This is a genomic window from Neobacillus sp. SRL179 (genome assembly GCF_984799095.1).
On sequence record NZ_OZ481792.1, the window covers coordinates 4,976,387 to 5,000,193 of the forward strand.

Consider the following 23,807-nt stretch of genomic DNA (forward strand, 5'->3'; position numbering starts at 1 on the left):
TTGGCTCTCCTTATCCGCCGGTTGCTGCATGCTATCCGCCGGTTGCAACACGGCATCCGCCGATTGTCATCTATTTCCACTTTAATATGTGTAACACCGCTCTCAAAGTGATATGATAATCATGAATAATAACCAAAAAAGGGGAGTGCACTAACCTTGAAAAACGAACTAATTGACAGATTTACTTCCTATGTGAAGGTGGATACGCAATCGGATGATAACAGCGAAACTTGCCCATCGACAGAGGGACAGTGGACATTGCTCCGCATGTTGGTGGATGAGTTAAAGCAAATTGGCATGCAAGAGGTTACCATTGATGAAAATGGTTATGTTATGGCGAGCCTGCCGTCTAACACTGATAAAGACGTACCTACGATTGGCTTCCTTGCCCATGTTGACACGGCGACTGACTTCACTGGTAAAAACGTCAATCCACAGCTCGTAGAAAACTATGATGGCGGAGAGATTGTCTTAAACGAGGCCTTAAAGGTCATTTTATCACCTAAAGACTTCCCAAGCCTTCCAAGCTACAAAGGACACACGTTAATCACTACAGATGGTACGACTTTGCTCGGTGCGGACAACAAAGCTGGTGTTACGGAAATTATGACCGCGATGGCCTACTTGATCAACCATCCCGAAATTAAACACGGTAAGGTCCGCGTTGCGTTCACACCGGACGAGGAAATTGGCAGAGGACCACATAAGTTCGACGTTACGGCCTTCAATGCTAAGTATGCCTACACCGTCGATGGCGGTCCACTAGGCGAGCTGGAATATGAAAGCTTTAATGCAGCAGGCGCTAAAATTACCATTAAGGGCAATAACATCCACCCGGGTTCTGCAAAAGATAAAATGGTGAATTCCATGAAGATTGCCATGGACATACATAGCAAGCTCCCAGCACAAGAAGCACCAGAGTACACGGAAGGCTATGAAGGCTTTTTCCATTTGCTGTCCTTTAATGGCGATGTTGAGCTTACCAATCTCCAGTATATTATCAGAGATCACGATAGAGAAAAGTTCAATGAGCGCAAAGCAACTCTCGAAAACATTGTGAATGAGTTTCAAGCTAAATACGGCAGTGATAAGATCGTGCTTGAATTAAAGGATCAATATTACAACATGAAAGAGAAAATTGAACCCGTCATGGAGATCGTTGATATTGCTCATGAGGCGATGGTGAGCTTGGATATCGAGCCTATCACCAAACCAATTCGCGGCGGTACAGACGGTTCCCAGCTTTCTTATATGGGGCTGCCAACGCCTAATATTTTTACTGGCGGCGAAAACTTCCATGGCAAATTCGAATTTATCTCTGTTGATAACATGATTAAAGCAACCCAAACGGTCATAGAAATTATCAAACTAACCGAGCAAAAGGCATAATTTTCACAAGGCTGACCCTTTTAAAATCAAGGGGCAGCCTTTTCCTTTTACATATTTCTCCTTTTGTTGGTCACACTAACAATGGTTCGATTTCCAAAAGGAGGGTTCAACATGGATCAGAAAAGCACACATGAATTCGTCAAAGATTTGCATGAAAGACAGGAAAAAGATCAACAAAATAAACAGCGTCAAAGCAATGGTCAAAAAGGTAAACGATTACCGAATAACGAGCATTGATGCATACGCGAAAAAGGGGCATCCGTCACAAAAAGTGAGGATGCCCCTTTCCATAGTCTCATTTATTCATATTCGCTAAAAAGCCTCCGAGGAGGTCATCCACATCTTCTTCCTCTTCATTTTCCTCTTCCACCACAGGCAGCTCACTTTGCTTGGCACTTTCCCAATCAAACGAACTTAAATCATCTTCAAAATCGGGTAATGGCACTTCCTCTAAAGCCGCAGCCACTTCTTTTTCACTGTCATCCCCGTCATAATGCAATGGGGTCTCCTCCTGTAAGTACAAGGCCTCATCAATATCCACCGCGTTACTCGTTAAAGAAGCTAAAAGCGAAGTAGCACGAACCGGGTTGGAAATAAGCTGATAAACAATGGTACCTAGTAAGGCCTCTGAGTGCTCATGCTTTAACCAATCACGCTCTGCTTTTGTTAAATTCTTTGGCAGCGGGATGCTAATCATTTCTTTTTCCCGTGAAAAAGAATGACTAACCCCCTGCAGCACAAATTCAGCAATTTTACTTGAAAAATTTCTCCGCTCGGTTTCCTTTAACTTCTGCAAATGTTTGATAAGATGTTCAGGTGTATCAGAAGGGATCCGAAAGGAAAGAGCTTGGCCACGCTTAATTTCATTGACAGGCTTATTCATGCGATCACCTATTTAGTTTTGACTGGTTCTTTCGATTTCTCCGTTTTTCTGACAAAATCCATGATGAGTTTATAATAGGCATTGGCCATCATCCAAATACTTTCTTTGTCATCTTCAAAAAACTCAATATTATAACCATCCAAATTATTATTTAATGTTTTTAGGTAGTCCTTTAAAACATGTGACCCGCCGCCAACAAAATAACAAATTTCTGTTTGTGAGTTCTTCTGCCACACGTTACGAAGTAACCGATATTGTTTTTTCGCTAAATCCAATAAAATGCGGTCGGTTATATCATGTACACTCGTTCTGCTGCCTTTGACCATAATATGATTACGATCATTTTTCCGCGTAATAATATCCACCACATCACGGCGGCTATCTAGCTCAACGCCATGCTTCGTTCTAATCTCTTCGCGAATCGCTTCTAATGATTCGGAAACACCCAAATTAAAGCCTTGGGCCTTATCATCATCAACATTGCGATTTTTAATGACAGCAATATCGGTTGATAACCCGCCAATGTCTTGAATTAAAATCCGCTTATCAATCAGATCCTTGTTAATGACTTTTAAATTATTGTCCATCACAAGATTAATGAATGCCGCGAAGCCTTCCGGATATACTTTTACATCAGAAAATTTAATATTAACCTTTAATCCTTGATATTTAGGCGTAACTAAAAACTCAACTTGGTGAACGGAGCCTACTAATTTAGAACGATAGCCAGCATCTTTTCCTTCTTTCACTTCACGAAGGGGGAGGCCCGTTCCTAGTGTATAGGTCGCATCGACGACACCATTTGTGCGGGGGAAGCTGTCCAGCTTAACCGCATCCAATGCTAGTGTCGCAAACAGCATAATCAAGGTTTGATCTTCTTCAGACTTGCTGCTGCCAGGATCTAATTCAGTCGCATTATTACTTTTCGTTGCTAGATTTCCAATTCGATAAATAACATTGTTTTCTTTGAGGGCAGGGGAGTGGACTTTGATATGTATGCCATCTAGGGGGTTTTTTTCATTGAGTTCCTCAATCCCAATAACAGGACGATCTTCCGTGTCCCTAGCAATGATATTAGGAATATTTACCTCTGCCTCTAATTCTCCAAAAATAGCCTTAATAGAGTCATTGCCTACGTCAATAGCAGCAATCCTTGATTTTGTCATAATCATCATTCCTTTTCATTTAATAGATGGGATTCGATTTATGAATCGTTTCTAGTGAATATATCTTAAGGCTATAGGAGAATGGTAGATTGTTCAATGAGACTAACAAAAAAGAAATGAAAGTGTAAAACAGTAAACATTTTGTAAACTTTGACCATGATGTAGACATTCTTGTAAACATGTAAGACAAGCTTGTTTACTTATTGTTATATCAATATGTATACACATTCGTACACATGTATACATTGAGTGTTTACACATTTGTATACATGTAAACATATTTGTAAACAATACGTACACAGAATGTAAACGTGTCTACAAAAATGTAAACAGGAGTTTTTTGGAAAAATGGCCGTTGGGTTAAACAACAAACAGGCACCCAACCAGTAGTGGTGGGTGCCCCAATTCAGTACCTATGAAACTATTTTACGCATGTTGGTGCCAGGCACACTATTTAATAACTTTCCAGAACTCTCCTGCTAACACTTGATAGCCTAATAGGCTTAGGTGTATATTGGCCGGATTAGTAAGGTACTCTTTGAAATTACTTGCGATTACAGCATCAGTAGGTACAAATGTATCGCCATGCTGAACCGCTTGTGCTTGAATTTGACCATTTAATCCAGCAAGTAGTGGCAATAATTGTGCCTGCTGTTCTTGTGGCAGGTATGGGAATGGATTGTAATAACCCATTACATAGACCTTCACTTTTGGATTTAATTGATCAATGGTGCTAAGAATAGTATTAATATTTGCCGCAGTTGTTGCAATTACAGCAGGAGCCTGCGCTGGATTTGTTTGAATGACTGGAAGCAAATCATTCGCCCCAATATCGATGGTCACATGTGTTGCTTCTTTAATTTCTTTTTGAACCTCTTCATTTTTTAATTGTTCAATCACATGTGTAGTTTTGAATCCAGAAACTCCGTAATTATCAAAATCTCTTAAGTCAAAATCCTTTTTAAAGTTTTCCGCGATATAATCAGGGTAGCCTAAATCCGTTGGACGATCCTCACCATTCGGCGTCATTCCTGCCGCTAAGGAATCTCCTAATGCTACATATTCAACTTTTTCTAACACTGCCCCATCAGGTCCAAGCTTATAGCCTTCAATGACAGTATTTACAGCCATTGCTCCACTGCCAGGATTGAAGTAATACCGCTTACCATCTGTTTCAAGCCAGCCCGTTTTCATGGCGCCACTGCCAGTTAAGAAGTATCTCTTGCCACCTAGATCTAACCAGCCTGTTTTCATGGCACCGCTATTTTCAAGGTAATACCACGTACCTTTATCTAACAGCCAGCCTGTTTTCATCGCGCCACTGTTATCAAGGTAATACCACTTGCCTTCATCTAACGCCCAGCCTGTTTTCATCGCACCGCTGTTATCTAAGTAATACCAATATCCTTTATACGACACCCAGCCTGTTTTCATGGCACCGCTATTTTCAAGGTAATACCACTTACCCTTATCTAATAGCCAGCCGGTCTTCATCGCACCGCTTTTTTCTAAGTAATACCATTTTCCGTTATCCAATACCCAGCCTGTTTTCATGACGCCAGAACTATTTAGGAAATACCATTTACCGCCATTCGAAAGCCATCCGGTTTTAGGAGTTCCATTCACATAGTAATACCAGGCACCATTAGAAAGGACCCAGCCATTTGAACTAGCGGCATAGCCATTTGCCTTCGCAATTGCATCAAAGCTGCTATCAGAATAAGTAATGACAACAGTCGTATACAATTGAACCTGACTAAACAGCCAACGAACTTCTTCATTGTGCATTCGAACGCAGCCTGAACTTACATACTTGCCGATAGAACTTTCGTTGTTATTCCCATGAATACCATATGTTGTACCATATGTACCAAGAGCCTCTAACCCCATCCATCGGTTACCTAATGGATTACGCAGGTCGCCGCCAGGAATTTTACCTTTGTAGTATGGCCGATTAACAATTTTGTTCACAATCCTGAATTTCCCTTCAGGTGTTAACTCTCTTGATCTGCCGGTTGCTACACTAAAGGTTTTAACCAATTTGCCGCCATCATAAAAAGCGAGTGTGTTCGTCTTTTTATTAATGATGATTAATTGTGAACTAGCAGCATCTGCTGCCGGTACATGTAAGAAAAAAATACTAAATAATAGAACAAAAATAAGCGATAATTTCTTCATACTCATCTCCCCAAATATGTAGTTTATATTACAGTACCATGACATACTAGTGTTTTTTGTCATAATTTGGAGAAAAACTTGTAATATTTTTATTTTTTTTTAGAAAAATAGTTTCATAGATCATCTTTCCTTCGACAATTCTATTTTTTTAAGTGATAGGGCACGATTGTAATCGCCATATCTTTGTGATTAAGGAACCAGGCTCTTAGTAATAAGGCAATATGGTTATGTAATAAATTGTGCCACCATCTGATCGGTATAAATTGAGGAATCAAAATATGGATCACTTTTCTCCATGCACGCATTTTAAACGCAAACAATGAAGTCAATAAGTTAAAATCATTATAGTTTTATAGATTGAAAAAACAATCCACTTTCTTCCATAATTTGCGAACTATTTATGTAGATTTTAGCCACCGATCATTTTCCGCCACATTACCAAACTGCTAATAGTAGCAAGGGTGTCAGGCACCATAAGTTGAAAACATGATGCGATTTAGGTTATTCTTAATGATACAAATTCCACTTAAGGTTAAGGTTGTGGTTCGATGCGGATTAATAAGTTTATTAGTGAGTCAGGAAAGTCGTCCCGAAGAGGGGCAGATAAGTTAATTAACGAAGGAAGGGTGACGATTAACGGTCAAGTTGCCCAAATCGGCAGCCAGGTTGAACCAGGCGATGTTGTTCGAATTGACGGCAGCCCAGTCAAGGTCACCAATAACTATGTCTATATTGCCTTAAATAAACCCATTGGGATTACGAGCACGACAGAAAGGCATGTTAAAGGAAATATTGTTGATTTCGTGAACCACCCGTTACGAATCTTTCATATTGGCCGACTCGATAAAGAATCTGAGGGCCTCATCCTGCTGACGAACGATGGGGATATTGTAAATGAAATTCTTCGTGCCGAGAACAAACATGAAAAAGAATATATCGTCACCGTCAACAAGCCGATCACGGCTGAATTTCTTAAGAAGATGGCCGGAGGTGTGGAGATTTTAAATACGAAAACACTTCCCTGCAAGGTCACGCAGTTGTCTAAATATGTGTTTCAAATCATTTTAACGCAAGGATTGAATCGACAAATCCGCCGGATGTGTGCTGCCCTTGGGTATGAGGTTGCCAGACTGCAGCGTACCAGGATTATGAACATTCATTTAGGCAATCTTGCCGTGGGGCAATGGCGAGATTTGAGTAAAAAGGAACGGACACAGTTATTTGAGGACTTAAACTATCAACCAAAAGAATGGTAAGAAACAAGGTTTGAGTATTTCCCTCGATAAAGGAGGATGAATGGAACAATTGACTTGTTTCCTCATCCTCCTTTTAATTTGATGGCTCTATTCTTTTACACACAGCTATTTTGATAAAAAGTAAATAATAGCTAAAATAAAAAAATTTCCCCATGGTAAAACCTACCTATTTTACCGAAAAAACAAGGTATTCGTAGTAGATAGTGTTAGTATAGTAGTATTCATACAAGAAAGGAGACCTATCATTGATGAACCAAGATATCCTATTTCGTAATAATGTAAAGGTTAAAGGCAACGGTAAACAATCGATGTTATTTGCTCCTGGCTTTGGCTGTGACCAAACTGTGTGGAAGGCCGTAGTTGAAGCCTTCGAAGATGATTACCAAATTATTTTGTTTGACTATGTAGGTTCCGGTAATTCCGATCTACAAGCATATAATACTAATAGATATAGTACACTGACAGGCTATGCCCAAGATGTCCTTGATGTGTGTGCTGCCTTAGATTTAAAAGATTCTATATTGGTCTGCCACTCTGTAGGAAGTATGATTGGGATGCTGGCATCCCTAAGTCATCCTGAATACTTCTCCAATCTCATTATGATTGGACCCTCACCCTGCTATTTAAATGATCCGCCCCAGTATTATGGAGGATTTGAAAAAGAGGAGCTTCTAGGACTGATAGAAATGATGGAAAAGAATTACATAGGCTGGGCTAATGTATTTGCTTCAACGCTTATGAATAACCCGAACTACCCTGAAGTTGAGGAGGAGCTAAATCATCGGTTTTGCTCCACTGATCCAATTATTGCCCGCCAATTTGCCGAGGCTACTTTTTTCTCAGACAATCGAAAGGACTTACATAGAGTCACGGTACCAACGCTGATTCTCCAATGTTCTGATGATATTATTGCGCCAAAGACAGTAGGCGAATACCTTCAACAACAGCTTCCAACTAGTATACTGAAGGAAATGGAAGCAACAGGACATTGTCCGCATATGAGTCATCCCGAGGAGACGATCCGTTTAATCCAAGAATATCTAGACAGCGTTTTCAAACAAGCGGAACTTTACGAACAAGGAGTTCCTCTTTAATGGATGAACATTTAGATAATGCACCATGTGGATTTCTGACTTTGTCAGAAAGCGGCATCATTTTAGCAATTAATCAGACCTTGCTCAAGATTCTTGACTATAATCAGGAACAAGCGGTGGGACAGCATGTCCATACGATTCTATCTGTCCCCGCTCGTCTCTTTTTCCAGTTCTATTTCTATCCACTTATAAAAGTAGAAAACCATATTGAGGAAATGTATGTCTCCTTATCGTCATCAAAAGGGGAGGAAATCCCCGTCCTGCTTAATGCGGTCCAAAAAAAGGGCAATGATGGTATGACCATTGATTGCATTCTTATCCAGATGCGAAAACGGAACGAGTTTGAGAATGAATTACTGATTGCCAAAAAAGAGGCAGAGGCTGCACTGCATGCCAAGCATCAGGCCTTGAATGACCTAGAAATTACTCTTCATAAGCTGGAAGCTAAAAAGGAAGAACTGGTCGAGCGAAATAAGCAAACTCAGCAAGAACTAGAACTGGCTGGAAAAATTCAAAAAACATTACTGACTGCACCAATTAAGAACGATCAAATTCAAATTGAGGTGTTTTACAGAGCCTCGAGTGCCTTATCAGGTGATATTTATGGAATCTATCAAATTGACCAAAATCGATATGGAATTATTCTAATTGATGTGATGGGACATGGTACTTCCTCTGCCATGATCACCATGTCGCTGCATTCGTTATTTCAAAAATACATTACCATGGGTTTACCAGTTGATTTTGTAATGAAAGAACTGGACCACCACCTGCATGAATTATTCCAACAAAACGAGGAAACAAGGCATTACTGTACGGCCATTTTTCTTTTAGTCGATACGAAAAAGCAAACTATTGATTATATCAATGCAGGTCATCCGTCAGCACTATGGCAGGATCCTAGTGGACAGCAAGTGGAATTACATTCTTCTGTACCGCCGCTGGGTACATTTGAGGGAATTATCTATGAAACTAACTCTTTCTCCTACAAAAAAGGGGGAAGGCTGCTGCTCTATACAGATGGCGCCGACCCGCTTGGAACCAATTATTTATCTCCTTTAATGATTAAACATCGATCCTTATCCATCGTTGAACTATATGAGGAAATTTTACAATCACTAAAAAGCGAAGAAAATACCTATCATAAGAGTGATGACCAATGCTTTATATTAATTGATCTTAAAATATGAAAAAAGAGACTGCATTCCTGATTTAATTCAGAAATGTCAGCCTCTTTTTTTATTTATATATTTATTTCACAAAAAAACAAATTACGACATACTTCATTGATTACATCCTGTATAATAGTAATATTAATTTAATATTAAAGTAAAACATTTGTAATCTGTGGTGGATAAACCTAAAATCTAAAGTTAGTGGACGATTATAGTTGAATCACCAGGTTGTAGGGGGAATCATTATGGGAAGTACAGTAAGTGAATCAAGGGAAGAACATGATCACCGACGAGTAACCAAATTTAAACGTGGTACAAATTGGAGGATTATTACAATAGGTATTGTTATTATTATTGCTCTCATATTTGCAGCTTTAAGCTATTATCAGGCAAATCACTTTAATTCACATATCAAAATTAATGGCACAGATGTCGGCGGACTGACTGCAGACCAGGCACTTAAAACGTTAAAAACATCCGTCTTAAAAAATGTAGTCTATGTTGGAGACAAGCAAATTTTAGATGGAAAAGATACGGAGATGAAATTTACGGAAAAGGATCTCCCCGCTGTAAAAAAATTATTAACAAGCCAGCGGACCATTTTCCCTTCCTCCAAGTCTAAAGAATATTCCTTAATGCCTAGCACACTGGATCAGTATCGCAGCGAAACATTAAAAGAGCAAGTTGAAGAAAAGCTAGTATCTATGAATAAAAGTTTAAAAGCTCCGCAAGATGCAGAGGTGCATTTAGAACAAGGGAAAGTTGTTATCACTAAAAGCATCAATGGAGAGCAACTGGATGCCGACCGTCTTCTAGCTGACTATGAGAAGCAGGAATACACCAGTGAAATTCGCCTGTCACCCATTTACAAACAGCCGATAAAAGAAGACAGTCAAGTTGTCAAAAACGAACAGAAAAAGCTGCAAGAACTCCTTCAACATACGGTTGATTATAAAGTACAAGATAAAGTTTATACATTAAAAGCCAGTGATTTAATTAAAAACGCCACTGTTTCCAAAGATTTAAAGGTTACAATTGATACGGATGATATTAAGAATAAGATTGCGGAGATTAATAGTACTCAGTCCACATTAGATAAAAATTTTAACTTCAAAACACATTTAGGTTCGGTCATATCTGTAAAAGGAAAAGGATATGGCTGGGCATTAGATGTCGAAAAAGAAATGGTACTGGTTCAACAAGCTTTTGAAAAAGGAGAAAAGGCTATTACTGCTTCGAATACTTACGGACATGGCTGGAAGGGTGAAGGCTATGGCTATGATACGACGGCGAACAATGGGATTGGCGATACGTATGCGGAAGTGTCGATTGCAGAACAACGTATTTGGATCTACAAAGACGGAAAACTAGTCATTACCACGAATGTCGTTACCGGCACGCACAGTACCGGCAATGATACATCAAAAGGAGTTTGGTATATCCTCTATAAACGTTCACCTTCCATATTAACGGGCAGAGAACTCGGGGGAAAACCTAGTTATGAGGTAAAAGTGAATTATTGGGCTCCGTTTACAAATGATGGGCAAGGGTTCCACGACGCCAGCTGGCGGACAAACTGGAACAGTGTTGCCTATCTTAATGCAGGCTCGCATGGCTGTGTCAATACACAACCAGATGCAATGAAAGTCGTGTATGAAAATCTTAGTACCTATGAGCCGGTTGTCATCTATTAAACTACTTTTCTATAAAAGGTTAAAAAAACAGGAAATCGCACTTGATTTCCTGTTTTTTTATTATATTGAATGGTCATTTCCATTAACGCAAGGATTTTAACAAATCCTACTGAATCCATACTCCGTCCGGGCCCAATTTATAACCCTGGATGACCGTATTAGCAGCCATATCCCCATTTTGATAGAAATAATACCAGTTACCATCGTTTTGCAGCCAGCCTGTCACCATTTCTCCACTATCGGCAAGGAAGTATTTTTTACCTGCTAAATCAATCCAGCCCGTTTCCATTGCCCCGGTATAATTTAAGTAATACCATTTGCCTTTAAGCAAGATCCAGCCGGTACGCATTTCACCGCTTGGCATGAGGTATTGCCATTTATCTTCAGTCAGCAGCCAGCCTGTTTTCATTTTACCATTAGACTGAAGGTAATATCTTTTACCACCTGTTTCAATCCAACCAGTCTTCATCGCTCCAGTTGGGTCAAGGAAATACCATGCCCCGCCATCCAATAGCCAGCCAGTCTTCATTGCCCCATTACTAGTTAAGTAATACCATGAGTCACCGTACTTTATCCAGCCCGTTTTCATCACACCTGCAGAATCAAGGTAATACCAGTAACCATTATTGGAAAGCCAGCCGGTATATTTCCCGCTTGCAGTATAATAATACCAATTACCATGTTCAAATACCCAACCCATGCCTGGAAGCTCATTCCAAACTAAACTGGAAATTTTATTGATCGTTTCAATCCCATAGGATAGGGATTTATTATTCGTTGTTAAGACAGCTATGACATAATCTTTACCTTGCCCCTTTATATGACCCACACTGTTAACGTATAGTGTACTAGGCGGGTTGGAAGTGACCCAGCCATTTTTTAAGGCAACGCTCACTCCTGTCGGAATTCCTGAGCCTGTCCCCCAGCGTTGATCTGCCTGTACATTTCGCATCAGATTAAGCCCATATGCTCTTTGTGAATCTGTTAATAATGTATTCGGATAAGCAAAGTATTTCATCATCGTAAGTTGATCCAAAACAGTGGTGGTGGTACGGCCCCACCAGCCTCCAGTACCTGCAACCGTATTGGTCATTCCTGCTTTTTGAAAAAACGACTGTACACTCTGATCACTGCCAAGCTGCCGCCAGATTGTACTTGCAGCACTGTTATTACTATTTTCTATCATTTTCGTTAACAGTGAATTTTCGGCACTTGTAATCGGTATTTTTTGATAGAGAACATCTGCAAGCATTGACATTTTTACAACACTTTCCGTGTAGTACGTTTTAGAAGGATTGTATGTATATGTTTTTCCTGTGTTTGCATCGTAAATACCAACAGATACCGTGTTACTCCTCGAGGTAACATAATTAGTGACATCCGAGCCCAATATGGTTGCTGCATTTACGGGAATTTTCCCCACCAACAGCATGGTCATTCCTACCAAAGCACATGCGACTATTTTTTTATACGATTTCATTTTTTCATCCTTTCTATCTATTAATCTTATATAATAATACTTCACCTCTTTTGAAAAAAATAGATAATTTTAGGACTTTTTACCCTTCACCACTCGATTAGCATTCTATGAAACCAAACCACTGGCTCAATTTGATCAAACCCTGTTATAGCCAACTGCAAGGATAGCAAAATCAGCCGCCACTTTTTCTTCGGGATTGCCAAAATTAAAAATTTTATCAATTTTTTTCAAAAAAACTTTGACAAACCGACGGTCGGTTTATATGATATGGAATATAAATACAAAAAAAGGAAGGAGAGAACGAATTGAACATTGCCTCTAAAAGGAAGGTTATTCTATCGGTTATTATCAGTATCTTAATAAACGGACTCGTACCTGTTGTCTTATATAATTTACTCTTGGATTATTTCTCAAGTTTTGTTTCATTGCTGATTGCAACGTTAGTTCCATTGCTGGATAATCTTTACCATGTTGTGAAACACAGGAAGGCGGATGCTTTCGGACTATTTATGTTGACAGGTTTCGTTCTAAGCTTACTGGCGTTTTTATTAGGAGGCAGTGAGAAATTAATCTTAATGAGAGAGTCACTAGTAACGGGAATATTAGGATTGATCTTCATTGGTTCACTATTTTATTCAAAACCGCTCATTTACCACTTTGCGATTAGATTCAGTTCAAGTGGTGAGTCAGAACAGAAAGGCAAGTTTGCATATAATTGGGAAATCCCTTATTTTCGCTTTGTCATAAGACTAATGACTGCCGTGTGGGGAATTTCCCTTTTAGCCGAAGCAGTTATTAAAACAATTCTCGTGTATGAACTGTCCATTTCAGCATTTTTAGCTGTTTCACAAATCATTTTCTACAGTATAATCGGGGTAACGATCTTATGGACCGTCATTTATCGAAGATATGCAAAAACTCGCTTAGATTTATTAATAAATGTAAAATAAGGCATCTAGAAATTTAATAAGGCAGGTAGAAAAATGTCTAATCCCACTTCTTATGATAACCCAAGCTTTCAGAATATTTTATCAGCAACTGAAGAACTTATTCTGGAAAAAGGCTGCAGGAATACGACTCTCAAAGACATTATTGAAAGATCTGGTCTTTCTAAAGGGGCCATTTATCACTATGTTACTAGCAAGGATGAATTGTTTGGGATTATTTTTAAAACCAAAATTGAACATGAGAATGAAAAATTCAATCAGATTGTTAGTCACAGTATGGGTGGTGCCTCTGACGCCGGACGCTTTGGAATGGTCACTCAATTTTTCCATAGTAGACAGAATCCCAATGATGTAGGGAACCTAATATTCATTTATTTGTTAAGCCATGATGATGAAAAGGTTAAAAGCATTTTAGATAATGTTTACCAATATAGTAAAGCAACTGGTGTTCATTGGATTGAGTTGGGGCAAAAAAATGGTGTGATTCCCCCACATATTGATGCTGAGAAAATGGCTACCTTATTTATGACCTTTTCCTATGGACTAAGGGTAACGCAACTTCTTTCTTCTTCTGAAGATCAACAAGTAGCAACTAGTGATATCTTTAAATTACTTATCAATTCATTATCATAAATAAAAAAATTAGAGTGGGCAAAATCTATAAAAGGAAAGCCCACCCTTTTAACAAACCGACTGCCGGTTTATGAGGTGTTGAAAATGGAATTCGTCTCTATTGGATTACAGGAATTAGCTGAAGTGAAGCGGTTCTATGCTGAAGTCACTTCAGCTTTACGAAAAAGAGGAATTGATCAATGGGACCGTTTTTATCCCAATCGTTTTGTTTTGAAAAATGATTTAAAAAGTGGGACTCTTTTTGGAGTTAAAGAGGAAAATCAGCTGATTGGTGCCATTGTTCTAGATACGAACGAAAGCAAACAGTATTTGAAGATTCAGTGGGGTGATCAGACCGGCAGGCCATTAATCATTCATCGATTATCTGTCCATCCTTTCCATCAAGGTAAAGGAATAGGGAAAAAGCTGCTAAACTTTGCTGAAGAATATGCCTTAAAACAAGGATACACCAGTATTCGTATGGATGTGTATTCCCAAAACCCAGAGGCCATTGGAATGTATAAAAAGGCTGGTTATCAAATTATGGGGGCCGTCAGGTTTCCCTTAAGAAAAGAGCCTTACTTCTGTTTTGAAAAAATCATCCAATAATAGGAGGAATATGATTGTGCAAAAAAGCAAAAAGGTAAATTGGGCTGTATTGGGACTTTATTTTACTGTTTTATTATTCAGTGCTTATATTTTAGTGATGTTTTTTATATTGGGGACCGAAAATGCACCCATGGTAAAAGGGAAAATGGAAAACCCGGACTTTAAGTTGGTCGTTTGGGAAACATTTTTCTATCCGCATATTATTCTTGGTACGATTGCACTGGCTATTGGTCCATTCCAATTAACTAAAATGAGCCGTAAAAACCCTAAGCTGCATCGACTTTTAGGTAAAATTTATGGGTTTACTATTTTTATCAATGTCTTATTAGTTCCCTATATTTCGCTGTTTTCTACAGGCGGCCGGACAACGATGATTGCCTTCCTCGTATTGAATGCTTTTTGGCTCGGGACAACAGCTATGGGAGTCATTCGAGGATTCCAAAAGAGAATACCCTCACATAAAACGTGGATTTTACGAAGTTACGCGATTACCTGGGTTTTTGTTTCCTTTAGAATAATTGTTATTCCATTCTCGATTTTTTTGGATGCATCCATCAGTTTTCCAATCGCCGTTTATCTTGCTATTGCTTTAAATCTTCTTTTTGTTGAATGGAAAAGAACGAAAAGAAAACAGTCTTTGTCTCCTCATTCATTCGTACAATAAAAATATACACATTGTACCGAAATACGAAGGAAAGAAAAATTGGGGATCGACTTTCGAAATGAACCCAGGAAAAACCTACTTATCTGACGAAGAATATAAAAACATGATTTTGACAATCAAAAATGCACTTTAATATCCAGTAAAACGGGGTCTGACCCCCGTATACAAAAAAATAAAAATAGCGAGGTAAAAAATGGGGAAAATCAAAGTTGGTGTTATTGGGATTGGTAGTATGGGTAAATCTTATGCTCTTCAATTGGATCAAGGCCACGTAGAAGGTGCCAGTTTAACGGCAGTTTGTGGCCGAGATGCTCAGCTGGAGTACATTAAAAGTCAAACAACGGGCAACATTCAATATTATCAAGATGAAGATGCCTTTTTCCAAGAGTCAGGTATTGATGCGGTCATTATTGCTACACCACATTTTAGTCACTGCGATTTAGCAATAAAAGCTTTTTCTCATGGGATTCATGTACTTGTAGAAAAACCTGCAGGTGTTTATAGCGGTCAAGTAACAGCCATGAATGAGGCCGCTAGAGCGAGCGGTAAAGTATTTGCAATTATGTTAAACCAACGAACCAACCCCCTTTATAAAAAATTACGGCAAATGATTCAGGCAGAGGAACTTGGCGAAATCAAACGAACCAATTGGACTATTACAGATTGGTATCGGCCCCAAAGCTATTATGATTCAAGTAACTGGAGAGCAACCTGGAAAGGTGAGGGAGGGGGAGTCTTACTTAATCAAGCTCCTCACCAACTAGACTTGTGGCAATGGACCACTGGCCTTATTCCAAAACGGATTCATTCTTTCTGCCATTATGGAAAATATCATGAAATTGAAGTAGAAGACGATGTGACTGCCTACGTGGAATATGAAAATGGGGCAACCGGTGTGTTTATAGCCTCCACAGGGGAAGCTCCAGGAACCAATCGTTTTGAAATTGCCGGTGACCGGGGAAAAATTATCGTGGAAAATAATAAACTTACCTTTTATCGCTTAGATCAATCAGAAAGAGAGTTTAATGCAACTTTTAAAGGTAACTTTGGTATGCCGGAGTATCAGGAAATGAACATTCCAATAGAGGAAGAAAATCCTGGTCATCTAGGAATCATTCAAAATTGGATAGATGCCATTATGATAGGAACTCCACTCCTTGCACCTGGCGAGGATGGATTAACAAGTGTAGAAATGGCAAATGCTATTTATTTATCATCCTGGTTAAACCAAACCGTCGATTATCCTGTTAATGCCGATCTTTACTTCGAAAAGTTACAAGGAAAAATCAAAAGCTCTATGCCTAAAAGTGGGGAAAAACAAAATGATTAAGGTGATTTGTAAGGGAAAACTCAAACCAGATGTCAACATTGAAGAATATTTACTTCTTGCTAAAAAAGTGGTGGCTGAAACGAGAAAAGAAAAAGGCTGTATCATGTACACGTATTATCAAGATATCCAGGATCCATTCATCCTGACAACCATTGAAGAATGGGAAGATGAAGAGGCGATCAAGTTACATAATCAAAGTGAACATATCGTTACAATCGTTCCTGAACTTCGAAGAATGCGAGAAAGTACAGAAATTAATGTATATAAAGAAGTAAAATAGAAGCAATGCCTGTCACACCCGCGATGACAGGCATTTATTTTTATCCTATCCACCACTTTACTAATCGTTGATCTAACCAAGATCCCACTTAGTTACTTCAAATTCTGCCTCACCATGATAGATAATCGTATCGTTTTTAGGATCTGGAAAATAACGTGCTGTAAATACCTCTTCACCCTCATTGATGAAAATCTCTAAAGAGGATTGGTCCATAAAGATATGAAGCTTCGAAACAGAAGCTATTTTGCAGGTTCTTGTTTCTAAAGCACCTGTCTTTACATTTCTTCGTTGTAAATGGATTTCTTGTTGATCCGAATCAAAGCATAGTTGTGCTTCATTTCGGAAGGAAATTTGAAAGTGACCAGTTTCCAATGATTCTAGCAGTAATTCTGCTGTTACACCATTTAACTGGATTTGATTTCCTTTATCTTTAACTACTGTTCTATCTTTGCGGAGCTTTTTTAATTCTGCCACCGGTCTTTGATGAACTTTACCGTCATGAACTACTAATTCTCTTGGTATGGTTAACGCATGCACCCAGTGATTGGATATCGTTGGTTGATAGGATTCTGTCTCATCCGTTATTCCCATCCAGCCGTAAAGAAGGGTTCTTCCTAATTCATCTGTAAAGGTTTGCGGTGCATAGAAGTCAAAGCCGCGATCTAACTCTGTAAAAGGGCCATGTTGAAAGGTAAGAGTTTCATAATCTAATTCTCCAACAAAGTAGCCTGACTGGAACAAATTATGATAGAAGTATCCAGATGGCTCCAGCCCCTGAGGTGATACCAATAATATATCTTTACCATTTAAATGAATAAGATCTGGACATTCCCACATATAGCCAAAATCATCCAGACCATTCATTCCAGAGCCGGCAATCCTGCCTGCTTCCTCCCAATGGAACAAGTCCTTTGAAGTAAACAAGACAGCTGTTCCCTTTTCATCCAGGGTCTGTGCACCCAGAATCATATACCAACGATCCGCTTTTTTCCAAACCTTAGGATCGCGAAAGTGGGCAGTATAATCTGCAGGAAGCCTTAGAACTGGCCCATGTTTTTCAAAATGAATCCCATCGGAAGATACCGCAAGACATTGATAGGTCTCTCGTGTCCCATCTTCCTGCTTTACATTACCGGTATAAAAGAGATACAGCTTTCCATCTGATTCAACTGCACTTCCCGAATAACAGCCGTTTTTTTCATACCACTCACTTGGGGCCAAAGCAATCGGTTCCTCCTGCCAATGAACCATATCCTTCGAGGTATAGTGCCCCCAGAATTTCGCTCCATGTGCCGTAGCAAATGGGTTCCATTGATAAAACACATGATAAACACCTTTATATTGAATCAATCCATTAGGATCATTTAACAATCCAACTGGCGGCATTAGATGGTACGTTAATCGATAAGGATCATGTAAGTCTTTGTTTTGATGTTTTTTCACTACTTCGTAAGCCTTTTGAATAAGAAGAGCCTCTTTGTCTGTCATAGCTGTACCTCCTTGCTGTCTCTTCTAAAAAGAAAAGGCAAGTCCATCTTGCCTTTTCCCCTCTTACTCTTCCATTTCTTTCTTTACCTTATCTGAATAGCCGAACATCCAAGTTAGAATGAAGGCTACAGCAATTGCAATGACGTTCACTAAAATATATTGTAAGATTTGTCCATTTAAGTAAAGCAGGGTTCCAGGAATGACGGTAACGGCCATACCTGTTGCTTTAAGACCAAGAATTGAAGCCGTAAATCCACCCACAGCACCACCAATAAGGGCCATAATAAATGGTTTACCATAACGTAAGTTAACCCCAAATATAGCTGGTTCAGTAATTCCTAAAAAGGCCGAGAACGATGATGGCAATGCTAATGCTTTTAATTTTGCCGATTTAGTCTTTAATCCCACAGCGAGCGCCGCACCGCCTTGGGCAGCAGTCGAACAAGTGACAATCGCGTTGTATGGGTTATTTTTGAATTCAGCTAATAACTGAATTTCTAACATGTTGAAAACATGGTGAACACCTGTGATGACAATAAGCTGATTCAAGCCACCAATTATTAGACCGCTAATACCAAATGGCCATGAAAGGACATTTGTAGCAACTGTTAGGATTCCTTGTTCAACCGTATGAAAAATAGGTCCAATGATTAATAGCGAAAGAACAATCATCACAAGAAGGGTAAGAAACGGTGTAATAAGTAAATCCAGCGATTCAGGCACACGTTTTCGAATCATTCTTTCAAGTTTCGCTCCAATAATACCTGCGATAAATGCTGGAATCACCGAACCTTGATATCCAACAACAGGGATAAAGCCGAAGAATTTAATTGCCTCAGCAGTACCGCCTGCAACAGCATAGGCATTTGGCAAGGAAGGAGAGACAAGCATGAGTCCTAAAATTAATCCAATAATAGGTGTTCCACCAAAAACTCTAAACGTTGACCAAGCAACAAGGGCAGGCAGGAATATAAAGGCTGTATCTGTCAGCACTTGCGTGAATAATAAGAAGTTTTGTGACACATCGTCCGGCTTCATGCCAAATATAGCTAAAATTTGTTCCTGCATGACCAAACCGCGAAGACCCATAAAAAGTCCAGTCGCGACGAGAACAGGGATAATGGGTACGAAAACATCCCCAAAGGTACGAATTGCCCTTTGAAATCTCGTTCCGCTTTTTACCGCTTCTTTTTTCAAATCAGATGTGGACATCGTTTCAAGACCCAGCTGCGAAACCTCTTCATAAATTTTATTAACGGTACCGGTGCCAAAGATAATCTGGAATTGTCCAGAATTAAAGAAGGCTCCCTTCACCTTGTTAATATTCTCTACTTGTTCTTGGTTGATTTTATCTTTATCCATAACCATGATTCGTAGTCTAGTAGCACAGTGGGCAACCGATTGAATATTTTCTTTGCCCCCGACTGCTTCAATCACATTTTCTGCTATTTTGCGATTTTCCGACATTGTCTTCACCCCTGATTTTTATTTTCTTGGAATCGATTACATAAAAATAAATAAAGGATGATTGATTATCTTTTGCAAGCGATAAGATACTATTCCTTACTTAAGGTATGGAATCGATTACACATAAAGGTAAAAAAATAATAGTTCAGTCCATCAAGATTGAATCTTATTGTGGAATCGATTCCACAATAGTGAAAAATAAAGTGTAATCGGATACATCACTATGGAATCGATTACACACCTATTATATACTGGATCGTTCAAGAAGTCTATGCCTAATTTTCCGTATAGTTTCGTGGGGATTTTCCCCATTTATTTGCTCCAATAATAAACTGGCCGCCTCACGCCCGGCATCTTCCTTGGAAAAATCAATGGTTGTTAACGTTGGGGAAATAAATCTGGAAAGCTCAGAGGCCCCCATTCCCGCAACCGCGATATCATCTGGTACCGAAAGACCCATTTCCTTGATATATTGTAATGCACCAATTGCCAGCCGGTCCGTTACTGCCAGTACCGCAGTCGGCTTTTGTTTAGAACGATCCATGATGTTTTTCATGGATTGATAGCCAGAATCCACATCAAAAATTCCTTTTTGAATCCAGCTATCCTCAACAGGCAAATGATTTTCTTTCATTGCATCGATATAACCGGACTTCCGTAACTGTCCAACCGCACGGTCCTTTTCGTCAACGCCGATAAAGGCTATGTGTTGATGCCCTTTGTTAATCATAAAATTAACCATATCTTTAGAAGCATTATAATCATCAAAAAGCACATTCGCCAACCCAGATATATATTGCCCTACTGTTACAAATGGGATGTTTAACTGATAGATTTCTTCCACTAAAGGATGGTTAATATTGGTTGCTGATAGGATAATTCCATCGACGTGTCTGCCTTTCAACAGCTTTAAATATTCGATCTCCTTTTCAGGATTGAGATTGGTATTGGTAAGAAGAATTTGATACCCTTCTTTAGCAAATACCTCGTCCAATCCTTTTACAAGACGGCTTGATGTTTCCGTGCTGATTTTAGGGAGAATGACACCAATGACCTTTGTCTTCTTCGTCCGCATGGCTTTAGCATTTTGACTAGGTACATATCCCGTCTCTTCAATAACCTTTAATACCCTTTTTTTTGCTTCCTCACTCACATAACCGGAATTATTGATTACTCTTGAAACAGTTGTCCGTGAAACATTTGCCCTTTCGGCTATTTCTTTTATGGTTAACATAAATAGGTCCTCCTGGGCAGCTAATTTTTCTATAACTATTTTACACAATTAAAGTAAAAGAACATAGTTGTTTCCATGAATGGTTTGAAATAAATCTAAATGAGAGGTTCAATTTCTCATCTAACTCAGAAAAAGCCAGGCAATCGCCTGGCTTAAGATTTAAGGAATCATCCATGATAATACATTACTTTGCAGGTAGGTGATGATACACACCAGCAATAATAAGAAGAGACTATGTTTGACGGTAAAGCGCAATAGGTCTGATTCCTTTCCTGCAAGTCCAACCGCAGCACAAGCAACTGCAATCGATTGAGGTGAAATCATCTTCCCTGTTACCCCGCCCGATGAGTTAGCAGCAAGCGCTAATACCGGATTCATACCAATCGATGTCGATGTAACCTGTTGCAGTTTAGCAAATAACAGATTTGCAGAAGTATCGGAACCGGTAATGAATACCCCAAGCCAACCTAATACTGGCGAAAAGAACGGGAACAATGCCCCTGTTTTGGCCAAAACCAATGCTAGTGTCGTACTCATCCCGGAGGAATTTGTAATATAGGCATATCCAACAACGGCACAAATCGTCAAAAGTGGATATTTAATTTCATTAATGGTTTCCCCTAACGTAATTGCCCAATCACGCCATGACATTCCCAGGATAAACTTCGTCACAATCGCAGCTAAAAGGATGGCAGTTCCTGCTCCTCCTAAAATTTCAAGTTTGAAAACAGCAGCGATCGCTTCACCCGATGAACCATTAATAACTTTTTCATGCAAGAAAGGAACTTCCGGCATAAAGGTAAGTGCCTGTCCTAGAGCATTGACCCCTTTTAAGATTGCATTTGTACCCTCATAATGCCCAGTTATCACTTGTTTAACCACTGGAATTCCCCATAAAGAAATAAATGCCGTCAATACTAAAAATGGAGACCATGCCTTAAATACTTGACCGCTGGTATAGATCGTTTCCTTCTTTTTGGGAGCGTTAACTGCCACTGTTGCAGCCATCTCTTGTTCAGACGGAAAGCGATAAATATTTTTTGGCTTCCAAAACTTTAAGAAAATCGCTAATGCAAATAAAGAAACTAAAGCAGAAAGAACATCCGGCAATTCAGGTCCTATGAAATTCGAGCTTAAATACTGCGTTCCAGCAAAGGACACACCCGAAACTATTATGGCTGGAATGACTTCCCATGCTTTTTTAAAACCTGCCATCATCACAACCAGATAAAAAGGAATAAAAACAGAAAGGAAAGGTAATTGACGCCCGACCATTTTAGAGATTTCCATGGCTGGAATTCCTGTTGGACCTTCCATGGCTGTAATAGGAATTCCAATGGCGCCAAATGCCACTGGGGCTGTATTAGCAATTAAACAAAGACCGGCTGCATATAAAGGATTAAATCCCAGTCCCACTAAAAGGGCTGCGGAAATGGCTACTGGTGCCCCAAAGCCTGCTGCCCCTTCAAGAAAGGCACCAAACGAAAAGGCGATAAGTAATGCCTGCAAGCGTCGGTCTTCTGTAATAGATAAAACAGAACTGCGAATAATTTCGAATTGTCCTGTTTTCACCGTAATTTTATATAGAAAAACAGATGTAAGTATAATCCAACCAATCGGTGTTAATCCATAAACACCACCTTGGACCGCAGACATTAAAGCGGTTTCAATCGGCATCTTATAAAACACTACCACAAGAATCAACGCAACCAGTAGTGTTGTTAATCCCGCCACATAACCTTTCATTTTCTTGATGGCCAAAGCCCAGAAGAAATAAAGTATTGGAATTAGAGCAACGATAGCTGACCAAATAAGACTATTGCCAACGACACTAAAATTTTGTGTAAATGTCAAAATGGCTCCCCCTTTGAAATTTTCTTTCTCTTACACTAGCAAAAGTAATCGGTTTCATTTTTAATTAATCAGTAGATATGGTCATCAGATGACTGTTCGAATGTAATTATATTTTTTATGTGAATATTTTTCAACAATTTTGTGAATATTTTTCGAAAAAATAAATTTCACTTATCATGTATAATATAAATATGAATCTGACTGACCAATGAGGTGGAGGGCTTGGAATATAAACAAATTAAACCCAAAAAAATATATGAGGAAGTAACCGAAGCGCTGCATGAAATGATTCGGACCGGGCAATTACCGCCCCGGAGTAAACTTGAATCTGTGCAGCAACTGGCAGAAAACTTTCAAGTAAGCAGGTCAGCTATACGTGAAGCTCTATCCGCTTTGAAAGCAATGGGTTTAGTCGAAATGAGACAAGGAGAAGGAACTTTTATTAAAGAATTTGATTCAAAGCAGATGATCTTTCCCTTATCAACGGCCATCCTTATGAATAAAAAGGATGTAGCCCATCTTTTAGAAGTGCGAAAAATTATTGAAACGGGCACAGCTGCTTTAGCAGCAAAAAATCGGAGTGAAAAGGATTTAGCAGAGATGGCCGAGGCTCTTAATGAAATGAAGCGGGTACAAGGCGATGAAGAGCTCGGGGAGAAAGCAGACTTTCAGTTTCACCTAGCCGTATCTACTGCTGCCGGCAATCCCATATTATCAACTTTACTCGATCAAGTGTCAGAGCTAATGATCGAAACAATGAAGGAAACAAGGCGCTTATGGTTGTTCTCCAAACAAACCACAACAGAAAAACTAGCAAAAGAACATGCCAAAATCTATCATGCCATTTTAGAAAAGAACGAAGAAAAGGCAAAGAGGGCAATGATTGAACATCTCGAAAACGTCGAAAACATCTTAAATAAATATTTTTTCGAAGGTGAAGAAAAGTAGTTCAATTAAAACAAAAGCCTCCGCTATTGAGGATTCTCCATATTTTACAAAAGGCTCAG

The 23,807-nt window shown here is 39.2% G+C and carries 22 protein-coding genes; 13 read left to right on the forward strand and 9 right to left on the reverse strand.

The features are described from left to right. Nucleotides 1–156: 156 nt before the first annotated feature. Nucleotides 157–1,389 carry a peptidase T gene (gene pepT / locus AC4E8C_RS24425; protein WP_490209215.1) on the forward strand — a complete coding sequence of 411 codons (1,233 nt, stop codon included), beginning with the start codon at nucleotides 157–159 and terminating at the stop codon, nucleotides 1,387–1,389. Nucleotides 1,390–1,500: 111 nt separating this feature from the next. Continuing rightward, on the forward strand, nucleotides 1,501–1,626 hold the full coding sequence (locus AC4E8C_RS24430; protein WP_490209216.1) for a DUF4023 family protein: 126 nt from the start codon (nucleotides 1,501–1,503) through the stop codon (nucleotides 1,624–1,626). 58 nt (nucleotides 1,627–1,684) lie between these two features. Here the strand turns inward: AC4E8C_RS24430 and AC4E8C_RS24435 are convergent, their stop codons facing one another. From AC4E8C_RS24435 to AC4E8C_RS24450, 4 genes are all read right to left on the reverse strand, one after another. Then, nucleotides 1,685–2,272, reverse strand: coding sequence for a hypothetical protein (locus AC4E8C_RS24435; RefSeq protein ID WP_490209217.1), 588 nt, complete (start codon nucleotides 2,270–2,272; stop codon nucleotides 1,685–1,687). An 8-nt stretch (nucleotides 2,273–2,280) separates the two neighbouring features. Continuing rightward, entirely contained in the window at nucleotides 2,281–3,438 is a 1,158-nt protein-coding gene (locus AC4E8C_RS24440; RefSeq protein ID WP_490209218.1) for an Alp7A family actin-like protein, read from the reverse strand. Between the two features lie 450 nt (nucleotides 3,439–3,888). Continuing rightward, entirely contained in the window at nucleotides 3,889–5,616 is a 1,728-nt protein-coding gene (locus tag AC4E8C_RS24445) for a L,D-transpeptidase family protein (RefSeq protein ID WP_490209219.1), read from the reverse strand. A gap of 140 nt (nucleotides 5,617–5,756) precedes the next feature. Beyond that, nucleotides 5,757–5,921 carry a hypothetical protein gene (locus AC4E8C_RS24450; RefSeq protein WP_490212645.1) on the reverse strand — a complete coding sequence of 55 codons (165 nt, stop codon included), beginning with the start codon at nucleotides 5,919–5,921 and terminating at the stop codon, nucleotides 5,757–5,759. A 243-nt stretch (nucleotides 5,922–6,164) separates the two neighbouring features. Here AC4E8C_RS24450 and rluF point away from each other — a divergent pair, with 243 nt between their 5' ends. The 4 genes from rluF to AC4E8C_RS24470 all read left to right on the forward strand — a co-directional run bounded on the left by rluF (nucleotide 6,165) and on the right by AC4E8C_RS24470 (nucleotide 10,835). Continuing rightward, the gene (gene rluF, locus AC4E8C_RS24455) at nucleotides 6,165–6,872 is read left to right on the forward strand and encodes a 23S rRNA pseudouridine(2604) synthase RluF (protein ID WP_490209220.1); all 708 of its coding nucleotides are present in this window, start codon (nucleotides 6,165–6,167) and stop codon (nucleotides 6,870–6,872) included. A 248-nt stretch (nucleotides 6,873–7,120) separates the two neighbouring features. Beyond that, a complete protein-coding gene (locus AC4E8C_RS24460) occupies nucleotides 7,121–7,966 on the forward strand; it encodes an alpha/beta fold hydrolase (RefSeq protein WP_490212646.1) in 846 nt (281 codons plus the stop codon). Beyond that, nucleotides 7,966–9,156, forward strand: a complete 1,191-nt coding sequence (locus AC4E8C_RS24465) for a SpoIIE family protein phosphatase (protein WP_490209221.1) — start codon at nucleotides 7,966–7,968, stop codon at nucleotides 9,154–9,156. The genes AC4E8C_RS24460 and AC4E8C_RS24465 overlap by 1 nt, the downstream gene beginning before the upstream one ends. Before the next feature lie 230 nt (nucleotides 9,157–9,386). Continuing rightward, nucleotides 9,387–10,835 (forward strand): L,D-transpeptidase family protein, encoded by a 1,449-nt coding sequence (locus tag AC4E8C_RS24470; RefSeq protein ID WP_490209222.1) that lies wholly within the window; start codon nucleotides 9,387–9,389, stop codon nucleotides 10,833–10,835. A gap of 106 nt (nucleotides 10,836–10,941) precedes the next feature. Here AC4E8C_RS24470 and AC4E8C_RS24475 read toward each other — a convergent pair whose 3' ends face one another. Then, on the reverse strand, nucleotides 10,942–12,315 hold the full coding sequence (locus tag AC4E8C_RS24475) for a serine hydrolase (RefSeq protein ID WP_490209223.1): 1,374 nt from the start codon (nucleotides 12,313–12,315) through the stop codon (nucleotides 10,942–10,944). Nucleotides 12,316–12,620: 305 nt separating this feature from the next. On the opposite strand from AC4E8C_RS24475, the gene AC4E8C_RS24480 reads away from it, so the two are divergent. The 6 genes from AC4E8C_RS24480 (at nucleotide 12,621) to AC4E8C_RS24505 (ending at nucleotide 16,757) form a co-directional block, all read left to right on the forward strand. Beyond that, nucleotides 12,621–13,265 (forward strand): VC0807 family protein, encoded by a 645-nt coding sequence (locus AC4E8C_RS24480; protein ID WP_490209224.1) that lies wholly within the window; start codon nucleotides 12,621–12,623, stop codon nucleotides 13,263–13,265. Nucleotides 13,266–13,298: 33 nt separating this feature from the next. Further along, the gene (locus AC4E8C_RS24485; protein ID WP_490209225.1) at nucleotides 13,299–13,895 is read left to right on the forward strand and encodes a TetR/AcrR family transcriptional regulator; all 597 of its coding nucleotides are present in this window, start codon (nucleotides 13,299–13,301) and stop codon (nucleotides 13,893–13,895) included. Between the two features lie 84 nt (nucleotides 13,896–13,979). After that, nucleotides 13,980–14,483: a GNAT family N-acetyltransferase gene (locus AC4E8C_RS24490; protein WP_490209226.1), complete on the forward strand. Its 504-nt coding sequence runs from the start codon at nucleotides 13,980–13,982 to the stop codon at nucleotides 14,481–14,483. A gap of 16 nt (nucleotides 14,484–14,499) precedes the next feature. Beyond that, nucleotides 14,500–15,147 carry a DUF2306 domain-containing protein gene (locus AC4E8C_RS24495; protein WP_490209227.1) on the forward strand — a complete coding sequence of 216 codons (648 nt, stop codon included), beginning with the start codon at nucleotides 14,500–14,502 and terminating at the stop codon, nucleotides 15,145–15,147. A 193-nt stretch (nucleotides 15,148–15,340) separates the two neighbouring features. Continuing rightward, a complete protein-coding gene (locus AC4E8C_RS24500) occupies nucleotides 15,341–16,477 on the forward strand; it encodes a Gfo/Idh/MocA family protein (RefSeq protein WP_490209228.1) in 1,137 nt (378 codons plus the stop codon). Beyond that, on the forward strand, nucleotides 16,470–16,757 hold the full coding sequence (locus AC4E8C_RS24505; RefSeq protein ID WP_490209229.1) for a putative quinol monooxygenase: 288 nt from the start codon (nucleotides 16,470–16,472) through the stop codon (nucleotides 16,755–16,757). The genes AC4E8C_RS24500 and AC4E8C_RS24505 overlap by 8 nt, the downstream gene beginning before the upstream one ends. Nucleotides 16,758–16,829: 72 nt before the next feature. Here the strand turns inward: AC4E8C_RS24505 and AC4E8C_RS24510 are convergent, their stop codons facing one another. From AC4E8C_RS24510 to AC4E8C_RS24525, 4 genes are all read right to left on the reverse strand, one after another. Further along, nucleotides 16,830–18,245: a sucrose-6-phosphate hydrolase gene (locus tag AC4E8C_RS24510; RefSeq protein WP_490209230.1), complete on the reverse strand. Its 1,416-nt coding sequence runs from the start codon at nucleotides 18,243–18,245 to the stop codon at nucleotides 16,830–16,832. Nucleotides 18,246–18,308: 63 nt separating this feature from the next. Beyond that, nucleotides 18,309–19,712: a sucrose-specific PTS transporter subunit IIBC gene (locus tag AC4E8C_RS24515; protein WP_490209231.1), complete on the reverse strand. Its 1,404-nt coding sequence runs from the start codon at nucleotides 19,710–19,712 to the stop codon at nucleotides 18,309–18,311. A gap of 244 nt (nucleotides 19,713–19,956) precedes the next feature. Further along, on the reverse strand, nucleotides 19,957–20,946 hold the full coding sequence (locus AC4E8C_RS24520) for a LacI family DNA-binding transcriptional regulator (protein ID WP_490209232.1): 990 nt from the start codon (nucleotides 20,944–20,946) through the stop codon (nucleotides 19,957–19,959). A 159-nt stretch (nucleotides 20,947–21,105) separates the two neighbouring features. Beyond that, nucleotides 21,106–22,800: an L-lactate permease gene (locus AC4E8C_RS24525; protein WP_490209233.1), complete on the reverse strand. Its 1,695-nt coding sequence runs from the start codon at nucleotides 22,798–22,800 to the stop codon at nucleotides 21,106–21,108. A 222-nt stretch (nucleotides 22,801–23,022) separates the two neighbouring features. Between AC4E8C_RS24525 and AC4E8C_RS24530 the strand changes: the two genes are divergently transcribed. Then, nucleotides 23,023–23,748 carry a FadR/GntR family transcriptional regulator gene (locus tag AC4E8C_RS24530; protein ID WP_490209234.1) on the forward strand — a complete coding sequence of 242 codons (726 nt, stop codon included), beginning with the start codon at nucleotides 23,023–23,025 and terminating at the stop codon, nucleotides 23,746–23,748. The last annotated feature ends 59 nt before the right edge of the window (nucleotides 23,749–23,807 follow it).